Here is a 20,153-nt window from a genome sequence, read left to right on the forward strand (position 1 = left end):
GCGATGTCGGCGGTCATGTTGACCTCTTGCGGCATCCAGTGGTTGGCGCAGCCGTCGAGGTACTTCTGCCAGGCCCAGTCGTACTTGAACGGCACGAGTTGGTTGAGGTCAGCACGGCAGTTGATCATGCGCTTTTCGTCAACGGCGACGCGGGCGGAGGCGCCTTCCAGCTCGGCGAGGCCTTCGGCGACGTCGAGTTTGTCCAGGGCGGCCTTGGCACGCACGATGGCGGCGGAGTCGTTGGCGGTGACGGCGCGAGCTTCCACGGCGGCAGCGGCGCCGGCACCGTCGAGGCGGTCCATGTTGGCTTCGGTGGCGTGGCCGGCGTTGGCGCCTTTGGCGGCTACTTCGCCTTCTTCTTCTTTGTCGAATTCGTCCCAGCTCAGCATGACGTGTCGTCTCCTGCGTGAGGGCTCAAAGGTGCCCGTGTGAAACCGGATGGTTGGGTGTTCACACGGCCCTTGGGCCGCGGTGGATCTTAAGGAATCGTTTGTTGCAACAGCTCGCGCAGGCAAATAAACGGAATCAGGTTACGGGTGCTGCATGAGGCTTGAGGGGCGCAGCGATGCGTGCTTGCTGCAGCACAGGCTCAAGGTCTGGCTCTTTGTCCCTGTGTAAAGGGATATTGCAGGCCCGATTTACCCGCGCATTATAGGGAAAAAATTGGGTTTGTGTTGCGGCGGATGGTCACTTGGGAGCGCCAAAATGACGTGGTTTTCGGCCAAAGCGAGTGTTTGCAAGGCTTTGCTGGGGGTGGGGATTTTTGACGGGCGGGGATGTTTTTTTGGGGGCAGGGGAAGAGGGCGTAAAAAGAGTGGTCGTGGCTGAAATCGCCATCGCAGGCAAGCCAGCTCCCACAATTGATGTGCGGTGTATTCAAGGGCGGGTTCTTGGCCGCAAGAACGATTTCTTGCGGCAATTAAGAATCCAACTTCTAGAAGTTATTAGCCGTTAGAGCAACCATTGCCCATCACTTGATAGTTAAGAATATGCCGCTGGCCTTGCGAATCTTCATATTCCATCTTCGCCGGTACAACTTCGCAGACTTCTGGAATGCTGCTCATGGACAAGACTTTGGCCACATCCAAGTGTGTGCTGTAGGTGTAGTCCTCAACGATCGGGGCGTTCTGGCCGGCCAGTTCAGTCGGGGCTTCGTCAGCCAGGGCGGCGGTGGCGCACAGGCTGCTCAGGGCCATCACTAATAACGCTTTCATTGCTTCATTACCTTCTTCAGGGCGAAAGGGGGCACGGGGCCCTTGTGAGGCCGCGTGTGTTACTTAAAAGTTAGGAAGTTCGGATTAACGTTGCCTTCGTGGGGGCTGTTGCGTTGTTAATCAGAGTGCCTTGTTGGCGGAGTTGATTTTAGGCGCCTCGGTTATATTCATATACCCGTGGTTTTGATAAACACTTTTGGCGGTTTTTGTAACAATCCCTCGATTAAGATTTTTTCAGAAAGCTGCCAGGCGCCGCAGCACGCGGGCCAGAGCGCTGAAACGGCATAGCAGGGCAATTTGTAGGGTCTTGTTACTACCATCGTCGAATGGTTCTATAGGCCCACCCCGGCTACAACAGGGGCCATACAACAACAACTATGTCACCGAGGTAAGAAAGATGAGTGCGGCTTCCCTGTACCCCGTTCGCCCCGAAGTAGCAGCCAACACGCTGACCGACGAGGCGACCTACAAGGCCATGTACCAGCAGTCGGTGGTCAACCCCGATGGCTTCTGGCGCGAGCAAGCCAAGCGCCTTGACTGGGTCAAGCCTTTCACCGCGGTCAAGCAGACCTCTTTCGACGACCACCATGTCGACATCAAATGGTTCGCCGATGGCACCCTGAACGTTTCCTACAATTGCCTGGACCGTCACCTCGCCGAACGTGGCGACCAGATTGCAATCATCTGGGAGGGCGATGACCCTGCCGAGAGCCGCAACATCACCTACCGCGAGTTGCATGAAGAAGTCTGCAAGTTCGCCAACGCCTTGCGCGGCCAGGACGTGCACCGCGGCGATGTGGTGACTATCTATATGCCGATGATTCCCGAAGCCGTGGTCGCCATGCTGGCCTGTACCCGCATCGGCGCGATCCATTCGGTGGTGTTTGGCGGTTTCTCCCCGGAAGCCCTGGCCGGTCGCATCATCGACTGTAAGTCAAAAGTGGTGATTACCGCTGACGAAGGCATCCGTGCCGGTAAGAAGATTCCGCTGAAAGCTAACGTCGACGACGCACTGACCAACCCGGAAACCAGCAGCATCCAGAAGGTGATCGTGTGCAAGCGCACCAATGGTGCGATCAAGTGGAACCAGCATCGCGACATCTGGTACGAAGACCTGATGAAAGTGGCGGGCACCGTCTGCGCGCCAAAAGAGATGGGCGCCGAAGAAGCACTGTTCATCCTTTATACCTCCGGTTCCACCGGCAAGCCTAAGGGCGTGCAGCACACCACCGGTGGCTACTTGCTCTATGCGGCCCTGACCCACGAGCGCGTATTTGACTATCGCCCGGGCGAAATCTATTGGTGCACCGCCGACGTTGGCTGGGTCACTGGCCACACCTACATCGTCTACGGCCCGCTGGCCAATGGCGCGACCACGCTGCTGTTCGAAGGCGTGCCGAACTACCCGGACATCACCCGCGTGGCGAAGATCGTCGACAAGCACAAGGTCAACATCCTCTACACCGCACCGACCGCGATCCGCGCCATGATGGCTTCCGGCACCGCAGCCTGCGAAGGCGCCGACGGCAGCAGCCTGCGCCTGCTGGGTTCGGTGGGCGAGCCGATCAACCCGGAAGCCTGGGACTGGTACTACAAGAACGTCGGCCAATCCCGTTGCCCGATCGTCGACACTTGGTGGCAAACCGAAACCGGCGCCACGCTGATGAGCCCGCTGCCGGGCGCCCATGCGCTGAAGCCGGGTTCGGCGGCACGGCCGTTTTTCGGTGTGGTGCCGGCGCTGGTGGACAACCTGGGCAACATCATCGAAGGCGCCGCCGAGGGCAACCTGGTGATTCTGGATTCCTGGCCAGGCCAGGCGCGTACCCTGTACGGTGACCATGACCGTTTTGTCGACACCTACTTCAAGACCTTCCGCGGCATGTACTTCACCGGTGACGGAGCACGTCGCGATGAGGACGGTTACTGGTGGATCACTGGCCGTGTGGATGATGTGCTGAACGTGTCCGGCCACCGCATGGGCACCGCCGAGATCGAAAGCGCCATGGTTGCCCACCCCAAAGTCGCCGAGGCGGCGGTGGTGGGCGTGCCCCACGACATCAAGGGGCAGGGCATCTATGTGTATGTCACCTTGAAAAATGGTGAGGAGCCCAATGAAGCGCTGCGCCTGGAGCTGAAGAACTGGGTGCGCAAGGAAATCGGGCCGATTGCCTCGCCGGATGTAATCCAGTGGGCACCGGGGCTGCCGAAAACGCGCTCGGGGAAAATCATGCGGCGCATTTTGCGCAAGATCGCCACGGCGGAATACGATGGGTTGGGGGATATCTCTACCCTGGCAGATCCGAGTGTGGTGGCGCATTTGATTGAAACGCACAAGACCATGAACGTCGCGTAAGCGGGGTAGGTGGGACAGAGCCCCATTCGGTGCAAGCCGGGTGGGGCTTTTTTATAGCTCAAGAGCACCGAGGCCCAATGTGGGAGCTGGCTTGCCTGCGATAGCGGTGTGTCAGGCAACGGTTGGCTGGCTGACACACCGCTATCGCAGGCAAGCCAGCTCCCACAGTTCAGATCGCATTTCATAAGGGGGGGCTGACAGAGCCGCATTCCAACCAAACCAATAAATATCGGTTTTCCCTGTAGGACGTTTCTGAATGTTACCGACCCGCGCAAATGTGTAACCGCCCGCACAAACCTGGGGCGATGGACCACGCCTACGCCCCGAAAAACCGCGTTCTAGACACCCTTAAAAATAAGATTAAACGCCAGACTTGCCGTGCTAGAAGGGTTTGCGAATAATAGGCCCGCAATTTGCAGCATCATCAGGTTTAATATCTTTTGTCTCTGCATAAAATTCAGAGGCTGTCAATGAGCTGGAACCGCTTTCTCAGTGCTTCTGTAAATTGTTGTCGCATTGAGGAAATATCGGCTTCCGGCCTGTCGTTAGAATGCCGATCACTCGCTCGTCGTCGCAGGTGTCGCCCGCGCAGGACGCAGCACCGCTATTCGGTTACACCTTCGCCGCATCGTGGGCCATGGCTCATACTGCTGTTTTTGCCCTATACCGATGGAGTCCCAAGATGAAGAAACTCGTGCTGTTGGGCGCCCTGGCGCTGTCCGTGCTGTCCATGCAGGCTTTCGCCGAAGGCAAGCCGCTGAAAATTGGTATCGAAGCGGCTTACCCTCCGTTTGCCTCGAAGGCGCCGGATGGCAGCATCGTTGGTTTTGACTACGACATCGGCAACGCCCTGTGCAAGCAGATGGACGTCAAGTGCACCTGGGTCGAGCAGGAATTCGATGGCCTGATCCCGGCACTTAAAGTGCGCAAGATCGACGCAATCCTGTCGTCCATGTCCATCACGGAAGACCGCAAGAAATCCGTGGACTTCACCACCCGCTACTACCTGTCCCCAGCGCGCCTGGTGATGAAGGAAGGCACCACCGTCAGCGACAGCCTGGATGAACTCAAAGGCAAGACGATCGGGGTGCAGCGCGGTTCGATCCACGACCGTTTCGCCCGTGAAGTCCTGGCGCCAAAAGGTGCGAATATCAAGGGCTACAGCACCCAGAACGAAATCTACCTGGACGTGGCTGCCGGTCGTCTCGACGGTACCGTGGCTGACGCCACCCTGCTGCAGGACGGTTTCCTGAAAACCGACGCCGGCAAAGGCTACGCGTTTGTAGGCCCATCGTTCACCGAAGCCAAATACTTCGGCGACGGTATTGGCATCGCAGTGCGCAAAGGCGACAAGGAAAACCTTGAGCGCATCAACGCGGCCATCGCTGCCATCCGCGCCAACGGCGAGTACAAGAAAATCCAGGACAAGTATTTCGACTTCGATATTTACGGCGCTGACGCCAAGTAATTCATCGCAGCTGTCTGTCCGAAATGGCGCAAGCAACAGTCATCCTGAAGTTTGCGCCATTTTTTCATCCCCCTTTTCGAGGACCTGAATCATGTTGAAAGGCTACGGGGCCGTTATCCTCGATGGCGCTTGGTTGACGCTTCAGCTCGCCTTGTCGTCCATGGCCTTGGCCATCGTTCTGGGTCTGATCGGGGTCGCGCTACGCCTGTCGCCGGTACGCTGGCTGGCTTGGCTGGGCGATCTGTACTCCACGGTGATCCGCGGGATCCCCGACCTGGTGCTGATCCTGCTGATTTTCTACGGCGGTCAGGACTTGCTTAACCGCGTCGCGCCGTTGCTGGGCTTTGACGACTATATCGACTTGAACCCCTTGGCCGCCGGTATCGGCACCCTGGGTTTCATCTTTGGCGCCTACCTCTCGGAAACCTTCCGTGGCGCCTTCATGGCCATTCCCAAGGGCCAGGCCGAGGCGGGCCTTGCGTATGGCATGAGCAGTTTCCAGGTGTTTTTCCGGGTGATGGTGCCGCAGATGATTCGGCTGGCGATTCCCGGGTTTACCAACAACTGGCTGGTATTGACCAAGGCCACCGCGTTGATTTCGGTGGTAGGTCTGCAAGACATGATGTTCAAGGCCAAGCAGGCGGCAGACGCCACCCGCGAGCCTTTTACCTTCTTCCTCGCAGTGGCGGCGATGTACCTGGTGATCACCAGCGTGTCGTTGCTGGCCTTGCGTTACCTTGAGAAGCGCTACTCGGTAGGCGTAAGGGCGGCTGATCTATGATCTTCGACTACAACGTCATCTGGGAGGCCATGCCGCTGTACCTTGGCGGCTTGCTGACCACCCTGAAACTGCTCGCCATCTCGCTGTTCTTCGGCCTGCTCGCGGCTTTGCCGCTGGGCTTGATGCGCGTGTCCAAGCAGCCGGTCGTCAACGGCGTGGCCTGGCTCTACACCTACGTAATCCGTGGCACGCCGATGCTGGTGCAGTTGTTTTTGATCTACTACGGCCTGGCCCAGTTCGAAGTGGTGCGCGAGAGCTTCCTGTGGCCGCTGCTGTCCAGTGCCACGTTCTGTGCGTGCCTGGCGTTTGCGATCAACACCAGCGCCTACACCGCCGAGATCATCGCCGGTAGCCTCAAGGCCACGCCTAACGGTGAGATCGAAGCGGCCAAGGCCATGGGCATGTCGCGCTATAAGCTGTACCGCCGCATCCTGTTGCCGTCGGCCCTGCGCCGTGCGCTGCCGCAGTACAGCAACGAAGTGATCATGATGCTGCAGACCACCAGCCTGGCGTCCATCGTCACGCTGATCGACATCACCGGTGCCGCGCGCACGGTGAACGCCCAGTACTACCTGCCGTTCGAAGCCTATATCACCGCCGGCGTGTTCTACCTGTGCCTGACCTTCATCCTGGTGCGCCTGTTCAAGTTGGCCGAGCGCCGCTGGCTGAGCTACCTGGCTCCACGGAAGCACTGATATGGAACGTATCGATCATCTGTTGCCCTGGGGGCACCTGGGCTGCGAGCGCCAACTGAGCGTGTTTCGTTTCGGCAGCGGCGAGCGCAAGGCCTATATCCAGGCCAGCCTGCACGCCGATGAGTTGCCGGGTATGCGTGCCGCGTGGGAACTGAAAAAACGCCTCACAAAGCTGGAGCAGCAGGGCGCCCTCAACGGCGTCATCGAGCTGGTGCCGGTGGCCAACCCGATGGGCCTTGGCCAGCTGTTGCAAGGCAGCCACCAGGGGCGTTTCGAAGTGGGCAGCGGCAAGAACTTCAATCGTGACTTCGTTGAGTTGAGCGAGCCGGTCGGCGCATTGTTACAAGGCAAGCTGGGTGATGACCCGCACGCCAATGTGCGCATGATTCGCCAGGCCTTGAGCGATACGCTCGCCGCCTTGCCCGAGCCGAGCAGCCAGTTGCAAGGCATGCAGCGTATCCTGCTGAGCCATGCGTGCACCGCTGATGTGGTGTTGGACTTGCATTGCGACGCCGAAGCCGCACTGCACATGTACGCGCTGCCCCAACACTGGCCGCAGTGGCGGTCGCTGTCGGCACACCTGAATGTGAAGGTCGGCCTGCTGGCGGAAGATTCCGGCGGCAGTTCGTTTGACGAGGCGTGCTCGTTGCCGTGGCTGCGTTTGTCGCGCATGTTCCCGCAGGCGCAGATTCCGCTGGCCTGCCTGGCAACGACGTTGGAGTTGGGCGGCCAGGCCGACACCGGCCGTGATGAAGCCATCTTCCACGCCGAAGGCATCCTTGCGTTCCTCGCCGAACAAGGCTTGATCAAGGGCGAGTGGCCCGCGCCGCAACACGAACCTTGCGAAGGTGTGCCTTTCGAGGGCACCGAACTGCTGTTCGCGCCCCATGCCGGGGTGATCAGTTACCTGCGTAAAGCGGGCGACTGGGTAGAAACCGGCGACGAGATTTTTGAAGTGATTGACCCCCTGACTGACCGCGTAAGCACTATTTGCGCGGGCACCTCGGGGGTGTTGTTTGCCGTTGAACGGCTACGTTATGCCCAAGCGGGTTTCTGGCTGGCCAAGGTGGCGGGGCGCGAAGCGCTGCGTCACGGGCGCTTGCTCAACGACTGACCACCTGTTTTTGTGAGAACCGACCGCATGTACAAGCTTGAAGTCCAAGACCTGCATAAACGCTATGGCAGTCATGAAGTGCTCAAGGGTGTATCCCTGGCCGCTGCCGCCGGTGATGTGATCAGCATCATCGGCTCCAGTGGTTCGGGCAAAAGTACCTTTTTGCGCTGCATCAACCTGCTCGAGCAACCCCACGCCGGCAAGATTCTGCTTAATAACGAAGAGCTCAAACTGGTCGCCAACAAAGACGGCGCCATGAAGGCCGCCGACCCCAAGCAGTTGCAGCGCATGCGTTCGCGCCTGTCCATGGTGTTCCAGCATTTCAACCTGTGGTCGCACATGACCGCGCTTGAAAACGTGATGGAAGCCCCGGTGCACGTGCTGGGCGTATCGAAGAAAGAGGCCCGTGAAAAGGCCGAGCACTACCTGGCCAAGGTCGGCGTGGGCCATCGTAAGGATGCGTTCCCCGGCCATATGTCCGGCGGTGAGCAGCAGCGCGTGGCGATTGCCCGCGCCCTGGCGATGGAACCGGAGGTGATGCTGTTCGACGAACCGACCTCGGCGCTCGACCCTGAGCTGGTAGGCGAAGTGCTCAAGGTGATGCAGGACCTGGCCCAGGAAGGTCGCACCATGGTGGTGGTGACCCACGAAATGGGCTTTGCCCGTGAAGTCTCGAACCAGTTGGTGTTTTTGCACAAAGGCGTGGTTGAAGAACGTGGCAACCCGCGCGAAGTGCTGGTGAACCCGCAGTCGGAGCGTTTGCAGCAGTTCCTCTCTGGCAGTTTGAAATAATCAAGACGGCCACCCACCCCCTGTAGGAGCGAGCTTGCTCGCGAAGATCGTCAACGATAACGCGGGAAGCCTGATACCCCGTGGCGTTCTCAGGTTTTTCGCGAGCAAGCTCGCTCCTACAGGAGAGCAGGTCTTCATTGTTTTTGAGATTTGTGTTGGTTTACGGGCTAGCATTGGCCCACAGCTTCTTTCACTGTTTTCGCTCCGGATAGCACTCCATGACCGCCCACAAAATTGGTTTCCTGATTTGGCCCAGCACAAAAGCCCTTACGCTTGCGCTGGCTGAGGAGGCCTTGCGCGTTGCCCAGCGGGTGCATCCGGATGTGATCTACGAGCTGTCGTTTTTGCTCGCCGAACCCGCCGTCGAAGGTGCCTGGCAACTGCCGGGTGAGCCGTGGGCCGGTAAGCTGGAGGGCTTTCAGAAGCTGTTCCTGTTGGCCGACGAACCGCCGACGGTCATCGCTTCGCCACTGAGCTCCGCGCTCAAGCAGCTGGTTCGGGCGGGGTGTGTGATCGGCGGCTTGTCGGCAGGTGTGTATCCGCTGGCCCAGTTGGGCTTGCTCGATGGCTACCGCGCCGCTGTGCACTGGCGCTGGCAGGACGATTTCGCCGAGCGTTTCCCCAAGGTCATTGCCACCAGCCATTTGTTCGACTGGGACCGTGACCGTCTCACCGCCTGTGGCGGCATGTCGGTGCTCGACCTGCTGCTGGCGGTGTTGGCCCGTGACCACGGTGCCGAACTGGCCGGTGCAGTGTCCGAAGAGTTGGTAGTAGAACGCATCCGCGAAGGCGGCGAGCGCCAGCGTATTCCGTTGCAAAACCGCCTGGGTTCCAGCCATCCGAAGCTGACCCAGGCGGTTTTGTTGATGGAGGCCAATATCGAAGAACCGCTGACTACCGATGAAATTGCCCAGCACGTGTGCGTCTCACGACGACAGCTTGAACGCATCTTCAAGCAGTACCTCAACCGCGTTCCCAGCCAGTACTACCTGGAATTGCGCCTGAACAAAGCGCGCCAGATGTTGATGCAAACCAGCAAGTCGATCATCCAGATCGGCCTGTCGTGCGGCTTCTCCTCAGGGCCGCACTTCTCCAGCGCCTACCGCAATTTCTTCGGCGCCACGCCCCGTGAAGATCGCAACCAGCGGCGCAGCAGCAGCCCGTTCGAGTTGTCGTCGGTGCCGTCCGAGCGCGGTTGAGTGGGCCTTTGTTATTCATCTTCCTCCTCTGACACGTCGGTTGAGCGAGTCGGGGATAGCTGCGCGCGCTCGCGAACTTCAGGGACACCAAAATCCACAGCGGTACGCTCATAAATTGAGACCAGCCGGGTGATCGTTTCGGGCGAGAAGGGGTTGCCAGCCAGAACGAAACCGTCCGCACGGTCCGCGGGCACTTCAAGTAGGTCGCTGGGAAGCTCAGTAAGCAGGTTGTTTCTCAAATCCAGTTGAGTCAGTGATTGCAAACTCAATACCCCATTGGGCAAGGTGGTCAGCCCTGCGTTTTCGATTAGCAGGCCGTTCAAACCCTGCATCCTGCTGACATCGGGTGCGATACCCAAGGGGTTGCCACTCAGGTCCAGGTATTTAAGGTTGGCCAGGTCGCTCAGGGCCTCGGTGCTTGTTGCCGTCAACCGAATGTGGCTATGGGAAAGTATGAGCGACTCGAGTTTTGCCAGCTTGAATACGTCGCCAGGGATGTCTCGCAGGGCATAACGATGGACGTGCAGGCTTTCGAGGTTGGGGAAGCGCACCAGCCAACCCTCGGGGATCGATGTGGTTCCCTCGGCTCTCAACTCCAGTTTTGAAACATGCCTGAAGTCGATATTCAGGGGCGGCAGGTCCCCCAGCAGCGGCACGGTCAGCCCCATCTCGTGGGTGCTGGACGCGCCTCCATTGGTTGCGTCCAGGTTGGTTTCCCCGCGCCAAGCCGCCTCCAGCAGTGTCTTGCAGTGTTGCCGCAGAATTTGCTGTTGGGCTTGTATGCCGGGGTCCATGGGGGTGTCGATGAAGGGGTAGCGCTCGGGAACCGTCGTCACCCAGTCTTCCAGATCCGCTTGCAGGCGTACGTAATCCGCTTTATCGGCTGTCAGGCGCATGAGTATTGGCATGGTGTTATCCAGGCTGCCGGGCAGCTTGAAGATAAAGTTGTTGGCTTGCTCTGCGGTGTAGGTGGGAAAGAACGCCTGGGCCAAGAGGCGCTCGGCTGGGTTGGCCTCTGCACCGAAGTGCTCACCGGCTTTACCGCAATAGTTTTTGATCTTTTGCAGCGTGGCGCGCGAAAGTGGGTTGCCTGACAAGTTGAATGCTTTGGCGTGTTCACCAGGTAGCTTGAAGAGCGCGTCTGGCAATCTGCTTAAGTAGTTGGCGCTGAGGTCGGCGCTGGTCAGTTGCGGGCGATTGAGCAGGTTCTCGGGAAACAGCGATATTCCGCTGTGGCTCACGTTCAACGTCTGCAACGCTGGCATGTTTCCAAGGTTTGGAGAAAGCGATAGTTGAGGGTTGTGGGACAGGTCAAGGCTTTTGAGTTGGGTCAACATGCCAAGGTCTGCACGGCTTCGCCTCGTCAGGTGGATGTTGCAATTGCGGAGTGACAGCCTGTCGAGATGGGGCAGTGCAATGATTTCGGCTGGCACGGTGTTCAGGGCGATATCGCTGATTTCCAGGGTTCGCAGGTTGGGAAAACGGGGCAGGAAGCCGAGTGTGCCTTGGGTGGTGCGATACCCTTTGAATCTCAGGTGGGAGATGTGATCGAAGGTGGCACTGAGTGTGGGCAGCTCACCGTGCAGGGGGTAGTCAAGGAGCAATTGGGTGCCGCCGGCAAAGAGGGGGTCTTTCGGGCTTTCATAGCGCCAGGCGCGGATCAGTTCGTTTGTCCAGATCCAGCGGTGCAGGCTCTCGTCGGCAAGCGCTGCGGTCGAGGATGGCATTTGGTTATCGATGACAACTTGGGAAGCCTGGGCGCGCCAGGCCGACAGGCCGGTTTCCAACTGCTGGAACTCGGCCCGCATGGTTTGAAGTGTTTGCAGGGCAGAGCCAGGGCGGGTTTGCAAGAAAGCCAATATGGCATTCACTTGGCCTGGGTTCAGGCTGGGGTAGAGCTCGTGCAGCAGTAGCGCCGCCTGATTGTTGGCTGGGTAGGCGGGTATGGCTTCGTAACCCTCCATTCCGCCTGGCAGGCGCATCAGCCTCGGGTCGTAGGGCGGCTTGAGCACTGGCGCCTCAGCCAGCAGAGGGCCAAGTTCATCGCGTGTCAGCGCGTGTTGGCGCAGGGTTTCTTTCAAGTGCGGGCCTTGGCCGATTTGCATGCCCAGTGCGTCGCGCTGTGCATCGGGGAGTGCCTGGAGCACGGCGGTGTAAAAATCGGTTTCGCCCAGCAGGGTGCCCTTGCTGTCTTCGGGAATGTAGTCGCCATCGATGGTGCGTACGAGCAGACGTTGGATCGGTGCCTCGGTGGCGCCGATGGCGTCTCTTACGTGGCCGGTACGGTTGAAGTCGCGCACTTGCAGGCGCACCTGTGGCGACCAGCCCGGCAATTTTTCCAGGCTGTGCAGGGCGAGTCGGTGGGTGTCGCCGCTTTCCAGTGCACTCATGTACAGGCCTTCATACGCACGGCTGATTCTTACATGGTGGGCCAACCAGTGTGCGCGTTCGATCAGGTGCGAAGGTAGGGTGCCCTGGTCGATGTCCAACAGGTCTTGGCCGGTGGCGCCCCGCAACACTTCTTCGGCTGCGCTGACGGGCAGGCCACGCGTGCTGTCGATGACCTTTTGCACGCGGGCATCGGCGGTAATTTCCACGCCTCGATAACGTGAGTCGAACATCGAGGCGCGTTTGTCCTCGGCTCGGCGTGCCAGCTGTTTGCGCAGTTTCGCCGCGCGCACGTGCAGTTGGGTGGCCGGGGCTGCGAAGTCTTCTTCGAGCAGGGTTTTGCGCTCTGATTCGTCGAGGGTTTCCAGCAGGGTCTTGAGCAGGCTGCCGTTGTTCATCTGCGCTTCATGGATCTGCACCACCGCAGCGTTTTCCCGGCCCAGGTGCTCCCACACGGTTTCACCCTTGGCGTTGAGAAAGCGCAGGGTCTTGGAGTCGGGCCATAGGCTGGTCTGGCTGAGCAGCCAGAGTTGGGTCTGCGGGTCGGCTTTTGAGTAAACCCGCGGGTCGTCGCTGTTCATCTGGTCGATGAAGTCTTGCAACTGACGGTCGATGTTGACGCGCTTGAGGGTATCGGCCAGCAAGGGTGGAGGCGGCTGGCGGTCCATATACAGTTTGCGTAGGGTCGCGTCGTTCGTGCCGCTGATGCGATGCGCCTGTTCCAGTGCGGCTTCATTGAGCGTGTCTGCGGGCGGGCCGAGGCGGCGCAGTAAGGTGGTGCGATCCCATGTCATTGGGCGATCCAGTGGGGTCAACCAGGCGCCTTTGCCGTTGCCGATGATCGGCGCTGGGTAGGCATGCGCGTGGGTTGGGTGCGCCAGTACGGCGTTGCCTGCCTGTTGCTTGACGGCAAAGTGCTGACCGTCGAGTGGCAAAATCTGCTTTTCCCCATATGCGTACAGCCCCTCGTGAGTGGGGCGTGATTTGCCCTCCAACGGAATATCGTGGGCGTACGGCGCCAAGTCCGGATTCCACAAGCGGGTTTTGCCGTCACCGGAGGCGACCGGGTGGAGGCGGTCAAAGAAATCCCAGACCTCCTGAGGCAGCGCCTGTCGCAGCAGCCCCTCGGCAATCGGCGCGCCGACCGCGAACATGCCCAATTGCACCATTTGCTCCGTGATCGATATCAGGTGCGCGAGCGCTTGGCGCTTGAGGCCCTCGGCCCAGTCGAGGATGCCTTCGAACACCTCGTCCAGCAGCTGATAGGCGGTGTAGCCGAGCATCAGCAAGCCCAGCGGGGGGACGAACGGGGTGGCGATGAAGGCAGCGATTTCGAGCAGGGCCTTACCTATTTTTTGCACGATGTCCCAGCGCTGCCAGCGTGCCTTGCTGTCGGCGTCGGCGGTGGACACGGCGATGCTTCGCGCGTCATTGAGCAGCCTGTTGAGTTTGATTTCATAAAGATGTTCGTAGAGGTCGCCGCTGATTTTGGTTGCGTGCACCTGCAGATTGGGGTTGGCAACAGGTTCTGTGCGCCACGTCGGCCTGGGGTCGCCGGGAACTGGCTGATGCCAGGTTATCTGAGACAAACGGTTATTGAGATCGGCAAAGAAGTAGGCGCGGTGTTCGTGGCTGATAAAGCGGCTGAAAAACGCCTGATAGTCGGCGTCGCGCAATTTGCGGGTCAAATCCTGAATAAACGCGATGCCGTCGCGGTAATACTTCAGGGGGGCCTTCGGGTCGCCGGGAATGTACACCACCATGGGCACGGCGCTGCTGTGCAGCTCCAAGTCGGCGGCGAACAGCACGATGCCGGCCAGCGGCGCGTCCATCAGGCTCAGGTCGTGGTTGCACAGGATCTTGCCTTCGAGCGTCAGGCCATTGACCCCTTTGAGCTGGGACTGGAGTGTGCGTAATGCCCTTTCGCTACCGTCCTTTTGCAGGCGCGCCAGGTGCACGGCAGCTTGTGCTTCGGCTTTAAGGCTTTCGGTGACTGTAGTGCGCAGCGAGGCTTTGCGTTTGGCGTCTTTGAAGCCGAAAAACGTTTTGAGGTAGGCCTGGTATTGCGCCCCAATGTCCAGTTTACGACATAGCCCGATGAATGCCTCGATGCTGATTTTGCTGTTTACGGAGGGCAGGGTGTCGAACTGGCCGGTGGAGGAAGGTTGAGTGATGAAACTGGAGTCTGCGGTGTAGGCGCCTTTTTCGCTTTCTGCTGCGTCGAAGTTGTGCAGCGCCGCGTCTACCAGCGACGCGGTCCAGACTTTGACGCCGGTCTCGATAGGGAATAGCAGCGTCGTCAGCGGGGCATACAGGCGCAGATGGGTGGTGCTGACGTCGATGTCCACGCCCCATCGCGTCTTGAGCGCCTGTTGCAGCAGTGGCGCGGCGAACGCCTGCGGTGTCTTGAGGTCGGCCAGCGCCGCGTCTACTTCGTTCTGCGCAGCCCAGCTCTGCTCTACGGCCTGTTTGAGGGGGACTTGCTGATGGCGGCTGGCGTCGACCTGCCCGCTGGCAAACTCAAGTGGCGCATCTTTCAAGGCCTGGCGTTTACCCTCGGACAGGCTTCCCAGCCAGGGCGGCAGGCGTGTATGAATCCCGGCGGGTACCAGGGAGGCGGCGAGTGTGAGGCGTTGGATAATCGTTGCGGGGGCGGGTGTGGGCACGTGGCTGATCCTTCAGTGGGGTGAGTCACGCTCATCACAGCAAGTCCGGTTGGTCCACGGGTGGCAGATAGTTAAGGGGGTTGGTGAAAATCAGCAGGCGGTGCCTCTGCCTCTCACGTAGCGCAGCGTTTACACTGCGCCATTGCGACGCAATATGTCGCATTGCCGTAAACCCGCGTAAAACCGGGGTTGGCGCTATAAGAAGTTGTCGCTTGGCGACAAGGTGGCGCTGAAAACTGTCCTTACAATCCCTGCATCGCCCGCCAGTTCCAGGCAGGCGTTCCTCTTCAGGAGACTCCGATGTCCGTTGAGCAAGCCCCGGTGCAACGTGCCGATTTCGACCAAGTGATGGTGCCCAACTACGCACCTGCTGCCTTTATCCCCGTACGTGGCGCAGGTTCGCGCGTGTGGGACCAGGCCGGTCGCGAGCTGATCGACTTTGCCGGCGGCATCGCGGTCAACGTATTGGGCCACGCCCACCCGGCATTGGTCGGTGCCTTGACCGAACAGGCCAACAAGCTTTGGCATGTCTCCAACGTGTTCACCAATGAGCCGGCGCTGCGCCTGGCCCACAAGCTGATCGACGCCACGTTTGCCGAGCGCGTGTTCTTCTGCAACTCCGGCGCCGAAGCCAACGAGGCCGCCTTCAAGCTGGCCCGTCGCGTGGCGTTCGACCGTTTTGGCAGCGAGAAGTACGAGATCATCGCTGCGCTGAACAGCTTCCACGGCCGTACCCTGTTCACCGTCAATGTCGGTGGCCAGTCGAAGTACTCCGATGGTTTCGGGCCTAAAATCACCGGCATCACCCACGTTCCTTATAACGACCTGGCTGCGCTGAAAGCGGCGGTGACCGATAAGACCTGCGCCGTGGTGCTGGAACCGATCCAGGGCGAAGGCGGTGTACTGCCGGCCGAGCTGGCTTACCTGCAAGGCGCTCGCGAGCTGTGTGACGCCCACGACGCGCTGCTGGTATTCGACGAAGTGCAAACCGGCATGGGCCGCACCGGCCACCTGTTTGCCTACCAGCATTACGGCGTGACGCCAGACATCCTCACCAGTGCCAAGAGCCTGGGCGGCGGTTTCCCGATTGCGGCGATGCTCACCCGTGAAGACTTGGCCAAGCACCTGGTGGTCGGCACCCACGGCACCACCTACGGCGGCAACCCGCTGGCCTGCGCGGTAGCGGAAGCGGTGATCGACGTGATCAACACCCCGCAAGTGCTGGCGGGTGTGAATGCCAAGCACGACCTGTTCAAGGCGCGCCTGGAGCAGATCGGCAAGCAGTACGGCATCTTCACTCAGGTGCGCGGCATGGGCCTGCTGATCGGTTGCGTGTTGAGCGATGCGTTTAAAGGCAAGGCCAAGGACGTGTTCAACGCGGCCGAGAAAGAGAACTTGATGATCCTGCAAGCCGGCCCCGACGTGGTGCGTTTTGCGCCGAGCCTGGTGGTGGAAGAGGCGGACATCAATGAAGGCCTGGATCGTTTTGAGCGTGCTGTGAAGACGTTGACGCAAGCCTGATAGCGACACATTTTATTGGCCGGACCTGAACAAATGTGGGAGCTGGCTTGCCTGCGATAGCATCACCTCGGTGCCCTTGATAGACCGAGTTGCCTGTATCGCAGGCAAGCCAGCTCCCACATGGATCTGCTGACACATTGAGACTGATGTGTATCCAGAGCCTGTGTCCGGCATTTTTTCCTCTGTGAGTTTTCGAGTTAAGGAGTGACACCATGCTGGTGATGCGCCCCGCGCAAATGGCTGATCTGGGCGAGGTACAGCGTCTGGCTGCGGACAGCCCGATTGGTGTCACCTCCTTGCCGGATGATGTGGAACGCCTGAGCGACAAGATCGCGGCCAGCGAAGCGTCCTTCGCCGCCGAGGTGAGTTTCAACGGTGAAGAGAGCTATTTCTTCGTGCTGGAAGACACCGAGACCGGCAAGCTTGCCGGCTGTTCGGCCATCGTGGCCTCGGCCGGTTACTCCGAGCCGTTCTACAGCTTTCGTAACGAAACCTTCGTGCACGCCTCCCGCGAGCTGAAGATCCACAACAAGATCCACGTGCTTTCCCAATGCCACGACCTTACCGGCAACAGCCTGCTCACCAGCTTCTATGTGGTGCCTGAGCTGGTCGGTTCGCCGTGGTCGGAACTCAATTCCCGTGGCCGCCTGCTGTTTGTTGCCAGCCATCCCGAGCGCTTTGCCGACTCGGTGGTGACCGAGATTGTCGGCTACAGCGACGAGAACGGTGACTCGCCGTTCTGGGATGCCATCGGACGCAACTTCTTCGACCTCAACTACGCCGCCGCCGAGCGCCTGTGCGGGCTGAAAAGCCGCACCTTCCTCGCCGAGCTGATGCCGCATTACCCGATCTACGTGCCGCTGCTGCCCGACGAAGCCCAAGAGGCCATGGGTCAGGTGCACCCGCGTGCGCAAATCACCTTCGACATCCTCATGCGTGAGGGCTTTGAGACTGACCATTACATCGACATCTTCGACGGTGGCCCGACGCTGCACGCCCGGGTCTCGGGCATTCGCTCGATCGCCCAGAGCCGCGTGGTGCCGGTGAAGATCGGCGAGATGGTCAAGGGCGTTGGCCGCCAGTACCTGGTAAGCAACGCGCAGTTGCAGGATTACCGTGCGGTGATGCTGGAGCTGGACTACGCGCCCGGCAAGCCGGTGACCCTGGACCTGGCGGCCGCCGAAGCGCTGGGTGTTGGCGAAGGCGCCAGCGTGCGCCTGGTTGCGGTTTAAAAAGAGAGTTTCGCGGGTGGCTGACAACAGCGGCCCGTTCGAGGAGATAGCATGATCGTTCGTCCCGTACGCAGCAGCGATTTACCGGCCCTGATTGATCTGGCGCGCAGCACTGGCACCGGCCTTACCACCTTGCCGGCCAACGAAGAGCGCCTGACCCACCGGGTGGGCTGGGCAGAAAAAACCTTTCGCGGCGAAGCCGGGCGCGGCGATGCCGACTACCTGTTCGTGCTGGAGAACGACGAAGGCCGCGTGGTGGGAATTTCCGCCATTGCTGGCGCCGTTGGCCTGCGCGAGCCGTGGTACAACTTCCGGGTAGGGCTGACCGTCAGCGCGTCCCAGGAACTGAATATCTACCGTGAGATTCCGACGCTGTTCCTGGCTAACGACCTCACTGGTAATTCCGAATTGTGCTCGTTGTTCCTCCACGCCGATTACCGCAACGGCCTTAACGGTCGCATGCTGGCCAAGGCGCGCATGTTGTTTATCGCCGAGTTCCCGCAACTGTTCGGCAACAAGATCATTGCCGAGATGCGCGGGGTGTCCAACGACGCCGGGCGTTCGCCGTTTTGGGAAAGCCTGGGCCGGCACTTCTTCAAGATGGAGTTCAGCCAGGCCGACTACCTCACCGGCGTGGGCAACAAGGCATTTATCGCTGAGCTGATGCCCAAGTTTCCGCTTTATAGCTGCTTTCTCTCCGAAGACGCACGCAATGTGATCGGCAAGGTCCACCCGGACACCGAGCCGGCCCTGAGCATGCTCAAGAGCGAAGGCTTCAGCTACCAGGGCTATGTGGATATTTTCGACGCGGGCCCGGCGGTGGAATGTGAAACCAGCAAGATCCGTGCGGTGCGCGACAGCCAGTCATTGGTGTTGGCCATCGGCACACCGGGGGACGACGCCACGCCGTTCCTGATCCATAACCGCAAACGCGAGGAGTGCCGTATCACCGCCGCTCCGGCCCGCCTGGCGGCAGGCACCTTGGTGGTCGATCCACAGACCGCCAAGCGCCTGCAACTGGTGGTGGGTGATCAAGTGCGTGCTGTTGCGTTGTCTGCTGCTCGGGAGTCGAAATAATGAATTCGCTGTATATCGCAGGTAGCTGGCTGGCTGGCCAGGGTGAACTGTTTGAATCGCGCAACCCGGTGACCCAGCAAGTGCTGTGGGCCGGCAATGGCGCCAGCGCCGAACAGGTCGAATCCGCCGTGCAGGCTGCGCGCCAGGCATTCCCGGCGTGGGCCAAGCGCCCGCTCGAAGAACGCATCAGCGTGCTGGAGACCTTCGCCGCCACGCTCAAAAGCCGGGCCGATGAAATCGCCCGCTGCATTGGCGAAGAGACCGGCAAGCCACTGTGGGAGTCGGCCACCGAAGTCACCAGCATGGCCAACAAGATCGCGATCTCGGTACAAAGCTACCGCGAACGTACTGGCGAGAAGAGCGGCCCCCTGGGCGACGCCACCGCGGTGTTGCGCCACAAACCCCACGGTGTGGTGGCGGTGTTCGGCCCTTACAATTTCCCTGGGCACTTGCCCAATGGGCACATCGTCCCGGCGCTGCTGGCGGGCAATACCGTGCTGTTCAAACCGAGCGAGCTGACCCCCAAGGTCGCCGAGCTGACCGTACAGTGCTGGATCGAAGCCGGTTTGCCGGCGGGCGTGCTGAACCTGCTGCAAGGCGCGCGAGAAACCGGCATCGCCCTGGCGGCCAACCCAGGCATCGACGGCCTGTTCTTCACCGGTTCCAGCCGCACCGGCAACCACCTGCACCAGCAATTCTCAGGGCGCCCGGACAAGATCCTGGCCCTGGAAATGGGCGGTAATAACCCGCTGGTGGTGGACGAAGTCGCCGACGTGGATGCGGCGGTGTACACCATCATCCAGTCAGCATTTATCTCGGCAGGCCAGCGTTGCACCTGCGCTCGCCGCTTGCTGGTGCCTGAAGGTGCCTGGGGCGATGCCTTGCTGGCGCGCCTGGTGGCGGTGAGTGCGAGCATTGAAGTGGGTGCTTTCGACCAGCAACCGGCGCCGTTCATGGGCTCGGTGATCTCCCTTGCTGCGGCCAAAGCGTTGATGCAAGCCCAGGAACTGATGTTGGCCAATGGCGCCGTGGCGCTGCTGGAGATGACCCAGCCTCAGGCTCAGGCCGCGTTGCTGACCCCTGGCATCATCGACGTAACCGCTGTGACTGAGCGTGAAGACGAAGAGCTGTTTGGCCCGTTGCTGCAGGTGATTCGCTACGCGGATTTTGCCGGTGCCATCGCTGAGGCCAACAACACCCAATACGGCCTGGCCGCTGGCCTGTTGTCGGATTCCGAAGCGCGTTACCAGCAGTTCTGGCTGGAAAGCCGCGCCGGTATCGTCAACTGGAACAAGCAGTTGACCGGCGCTGCCAGTACAGCGCCGTTCGGTGGTGTCGGGGCGTCGGGTAATCATCGCGCCAGTGCCTATTACGCGGCGGATTATTGCGCGTACCCGGTGGCGTCGCTGGAGACGCCAAGCCTGATAGTCCCGGCAACGCTCACCCCCGGCATAACGCTGAAGTAAGGGTGACACCGATCTAATGTGGGAGCTGGCTTGTCGGATCGCCGCATCGCTGCGATGGCATCACCTCGGTTTAGCTGAAAGACCGAGTCGCCTGCATCGCAGGCAAGCCAGCTCCCACACTGGGTCGGGTTAACAGATATAGATCTGCAGTTGATGCCTATAAAAACAGATGTTCGTGGAGCCTCGC

General features: G+C 60.2%; 13 protein-coding genes and 1 pseudogene. 11 read left to right on the forward strand and 3 right to left on the reverse strand.

Going from position 1 to position 20,153, the window contains the following annotated elements:
• Both DK871_RS24075 and DK871_RS24080 read right to left on the reverse strand, forming a co-directional pair.
• A pseudogene (locus tag DK871_RS24075) lies at positions 1-389 on the reverse strand (ribonucleotide-diphosphate reductase subunit beta); the annotation flags it as partial.
• A 555-nt stretch (positions 390-944) separates the two neighbouring features.
• Entirely contained in the window at positions 945-1,214 is a 270-nt protein-coding gene (locus tag DK871_RS24080) for a DUF2790 domain-containing protein (RefSeq protein ID WP_003193635.1), read from the reverse strand.
• Positions 1,215-1,611: 397 nt separating this feature from the next.
• On the opposite strand from DK871_RS24080, the gene acs reads away from it, so the two are divergent.
• The 7 genes from acs (at position 1,612) to argR (ending at position 9,616) form a co-directional block, all read left to right on the forward strand.
• Complete coding sequence (gene acs, locus DK871_RS24085) at positions 1,612-3,567, forward strand: acetate--CoA ligase (protein ID WP_005790645.1); 1,956 nt, start codon at positions 1,612-1,614, stop codon at positions 3,565-3,567.
• 682 nt (positions 3,568-4,249) lie between these two features.
• Positions 4,250-5,035, forward strand: coding sequence for an ABC transporter substrate-binding protein (locus tag DK871_RS24090; RefSeq protein ID WP_161906886.1), 786 nt, complete (start codon positions 4,250-4,252; stop codon positions 5,033-5,035).
• 91 nt (positions 5,036-5,126) lie between these two features.
• Positions 5,127-5,816 carry an ABC transporter permease gene (locus tag DK871_RS24095; RefSeq protein WP_003193627.1) on the forward strand — a complete coding sequence of 230 codons (690 nt, stop codon included), beginning with the start codon at positions 5,127-5,129 and terminating at the stop codon, positions 5,814-5,816.
• On the forward strand, positions 5,813-6,511 hold the full coding sequence (locus DK871_RS24100) for an ABC transporter permease (RefSeq protein ID WP_005790641.1): 699 nt from the start codon (positions 5,813-5,815) through the stop codon (positions 6,509-6,511). The genes DK871_RS24095 and DK871_RS24100 overlap by 4 nt, the downstream gene beginning before the upstream one ends.
• A gap of 1 nt (position 6,512) precedes the next feature.
• Entirely contained in the window at positions 6,513-7,625 is a 1,113-nt protein-coding gene (locus tag DK871_RS24105) for a succinylglutamate desuccinylase/aspartoacylase family protein (protein WP_161906887.1), read from the forward strand.
• A gap of 27 nt (positions 7,626-7,652) precedes the next feature.
• Positions 7,653-8,417 carry an ABC transporter ATP-binding protein gene (locus DK871_RS24110; protein WP_003193620.1) on the forward strand — a complete coding sequence of 255 codons (765 nt, stop codon included), beginning with the start codon at positions 7,653-7,655 and terminating at the stop codon, positions 8,415-8,417.
• A gap of 218 nt (positions 8,418-8,635) precedes the next feature.
• On the forward strand, positions 8,636-9,616 hold the full coding sequence (gene argR, locus DK871_RS24115) for a transcriptional regulator ArgR (RefSeq protein WP_014719597.1): 981 nt from the start codon (positions 8,636-8,638) through the stop codon (positions 9,614-9,616).
• Between the two features lie 11 nt (positions 9,617-9,627).
• Here argR and DK871_RS24120 read toward each other — a convergent pair whose 3' ends face one another.
• Positions 9,628-14,670, reverse strand: a complete 5,043-nt coding sequence (locus tag DK871_RS24120) for a leucine-rich repeat domain-containing protein (protein WP_161906888.1) — start codon at positions 14,668-14,670, stop codon at positions 9,628-9,630.
• A gap of 300 nt (positions 14,671-14,970) precedes the next feature.
• Here DK871_RS24120 and DK871_RS24125 point away from each other — a divergent pair, with 300 nt between their 5' ends.
• From DK871_RS24125 to astD, 4 genes are all read left to right on the forward strand, one after another.
• Positions 14,971-16,191: an aspartate aminotransferase family protein gene (locus DK871_RS24125; protein WP_161906889.1), complete on the forward strand. Its 1,221-nt coding sequence runs from the start codon at positions 14,971-14,973 to the stop codon at positions 16,189-16,191.
• 212 nt (positions 16,192-16,403) lie between these two features.
• Complete coding sequence (gene aruF / locus DK871_RS24130; protein ID WP_003175655.1) at positions 16,404-17,423, forward strand: arginine/ornithine succinyltransferase subunit alpha; 1,020 nt, start codon at positions 16,404-16,406, stop codon at positions 17,421-17,423.
• A gap of 51 nt (positions 17,424-17,474) precedes the next feature.
• Positions 17,475-18,500 (forward strand): arginine N-succinyltransferase, encoded by a 1,026-nt coding sequence (astA, locus tag DK871_RS24135; RefSeq protein WP_003193612.1) that lies wholly within the window; start codon positions 17,475-17,477, stop codon positions 18,498-18,500.
• On the forward strand, positions 18,497-19,966 hold the full coding sequence (gene astD / locus DK871_RS24140) for a succinylglutamate-semialdehyde dehydrogenase (RefSeq protein WP_161906896.1): 1,470 nt from the start codon (positions 18,497-18,499) through the stop codon (positions 19,964-19,966). The genes astA and astD overlap by 4 nt, the downstream gene beginning before the upstream one ends.
• Positions 19,967-20,153: the final 187 nt, after the last annotated feature.

The sequence above is a fragment of the Pseudomonas sp. L13 genome (assembly GCF_009935965.1).
Classification (GTDB): Bacteria; Pseudomonadota; Gammaproteobacteria; order Pseudomonadales; family Pseudomonadaceae; genus Aquipseudomonas; species Aquipseudomonas lactis.

Coding starts and splice junctions, on each gene's coding strand:
- DK871_RS24125 (WP_161906889.1), top strand. CDS start 14,971: ATGTCCGTTGAGCAAGCCCCGGTGCAACGTGCCGATTTCGACCAAGTG.
- DK871_RS24095 (WP_003193627.1), top strand. CDS start 5,127: ATGTTGAAAGGCTACGGGGCCGTTATCCTCGATGGCGCTTGGTTGACG.
- acs (WP_005790645.1), top strand. CDS start 1,612: ATGAGTGCGGCTTCCCTGTACCCCGTTCGCCCCGAAGTAGCAGCCAAC.
- DK871_RS24100 (WP_005790641.1), top strand. CDS start 5,813: ATGATCTTCGACTACAACGTCATCTGGGAGGCCATGCCGCTGTACCTT.
- aruF (WP_003175655.1), top strand. CDS start 16,404: ATGCTGGTGATGCGCCCCGCGCAAATGGCTGATCTGGGCGAGGTACAG.
- DK871_RS24105 (WP_161906887.1), top strand. CDS start 6,513: ATGGAACGTATCGATCATCTGTTGCCCTGGGGGCACCTGGGCTGCGAG.
- astA (WP_003193612.1), top strand. CDS start 17,475: ATGATCGTTCGTCCCGTACGCAGCAGCGATTTACCGGCCCTGATTGAT.
- argR (WP_014719597.1), top strand. CDS start 8,636: ATGACCGCCCACAAAATTGGTTTCCTGATTTGGCCCAGCACAAAAGCC.
- DK871_RS24110 (WP_003193620.1), top strand. CDS start 7,653: ATGTACAAGCTTGAAGTCCAAGACCTGCATAAACGCTATGGCAGTCAT.
- DK871_RS24090 (WP_161906886.1), top strand. CDS start 4,250: ATGAAGAAACTCGTGCTGTTGGGCGCCCTGGCGCTGTCCGTGCTGTCC.
- DK871_RS24080 (WP_003193635.1), bottom strand. CDS start 1,214: ATGAAAGCGTTATTAGTGATGGCCCTGAGCAGCCTGTGCGCCACCGCC.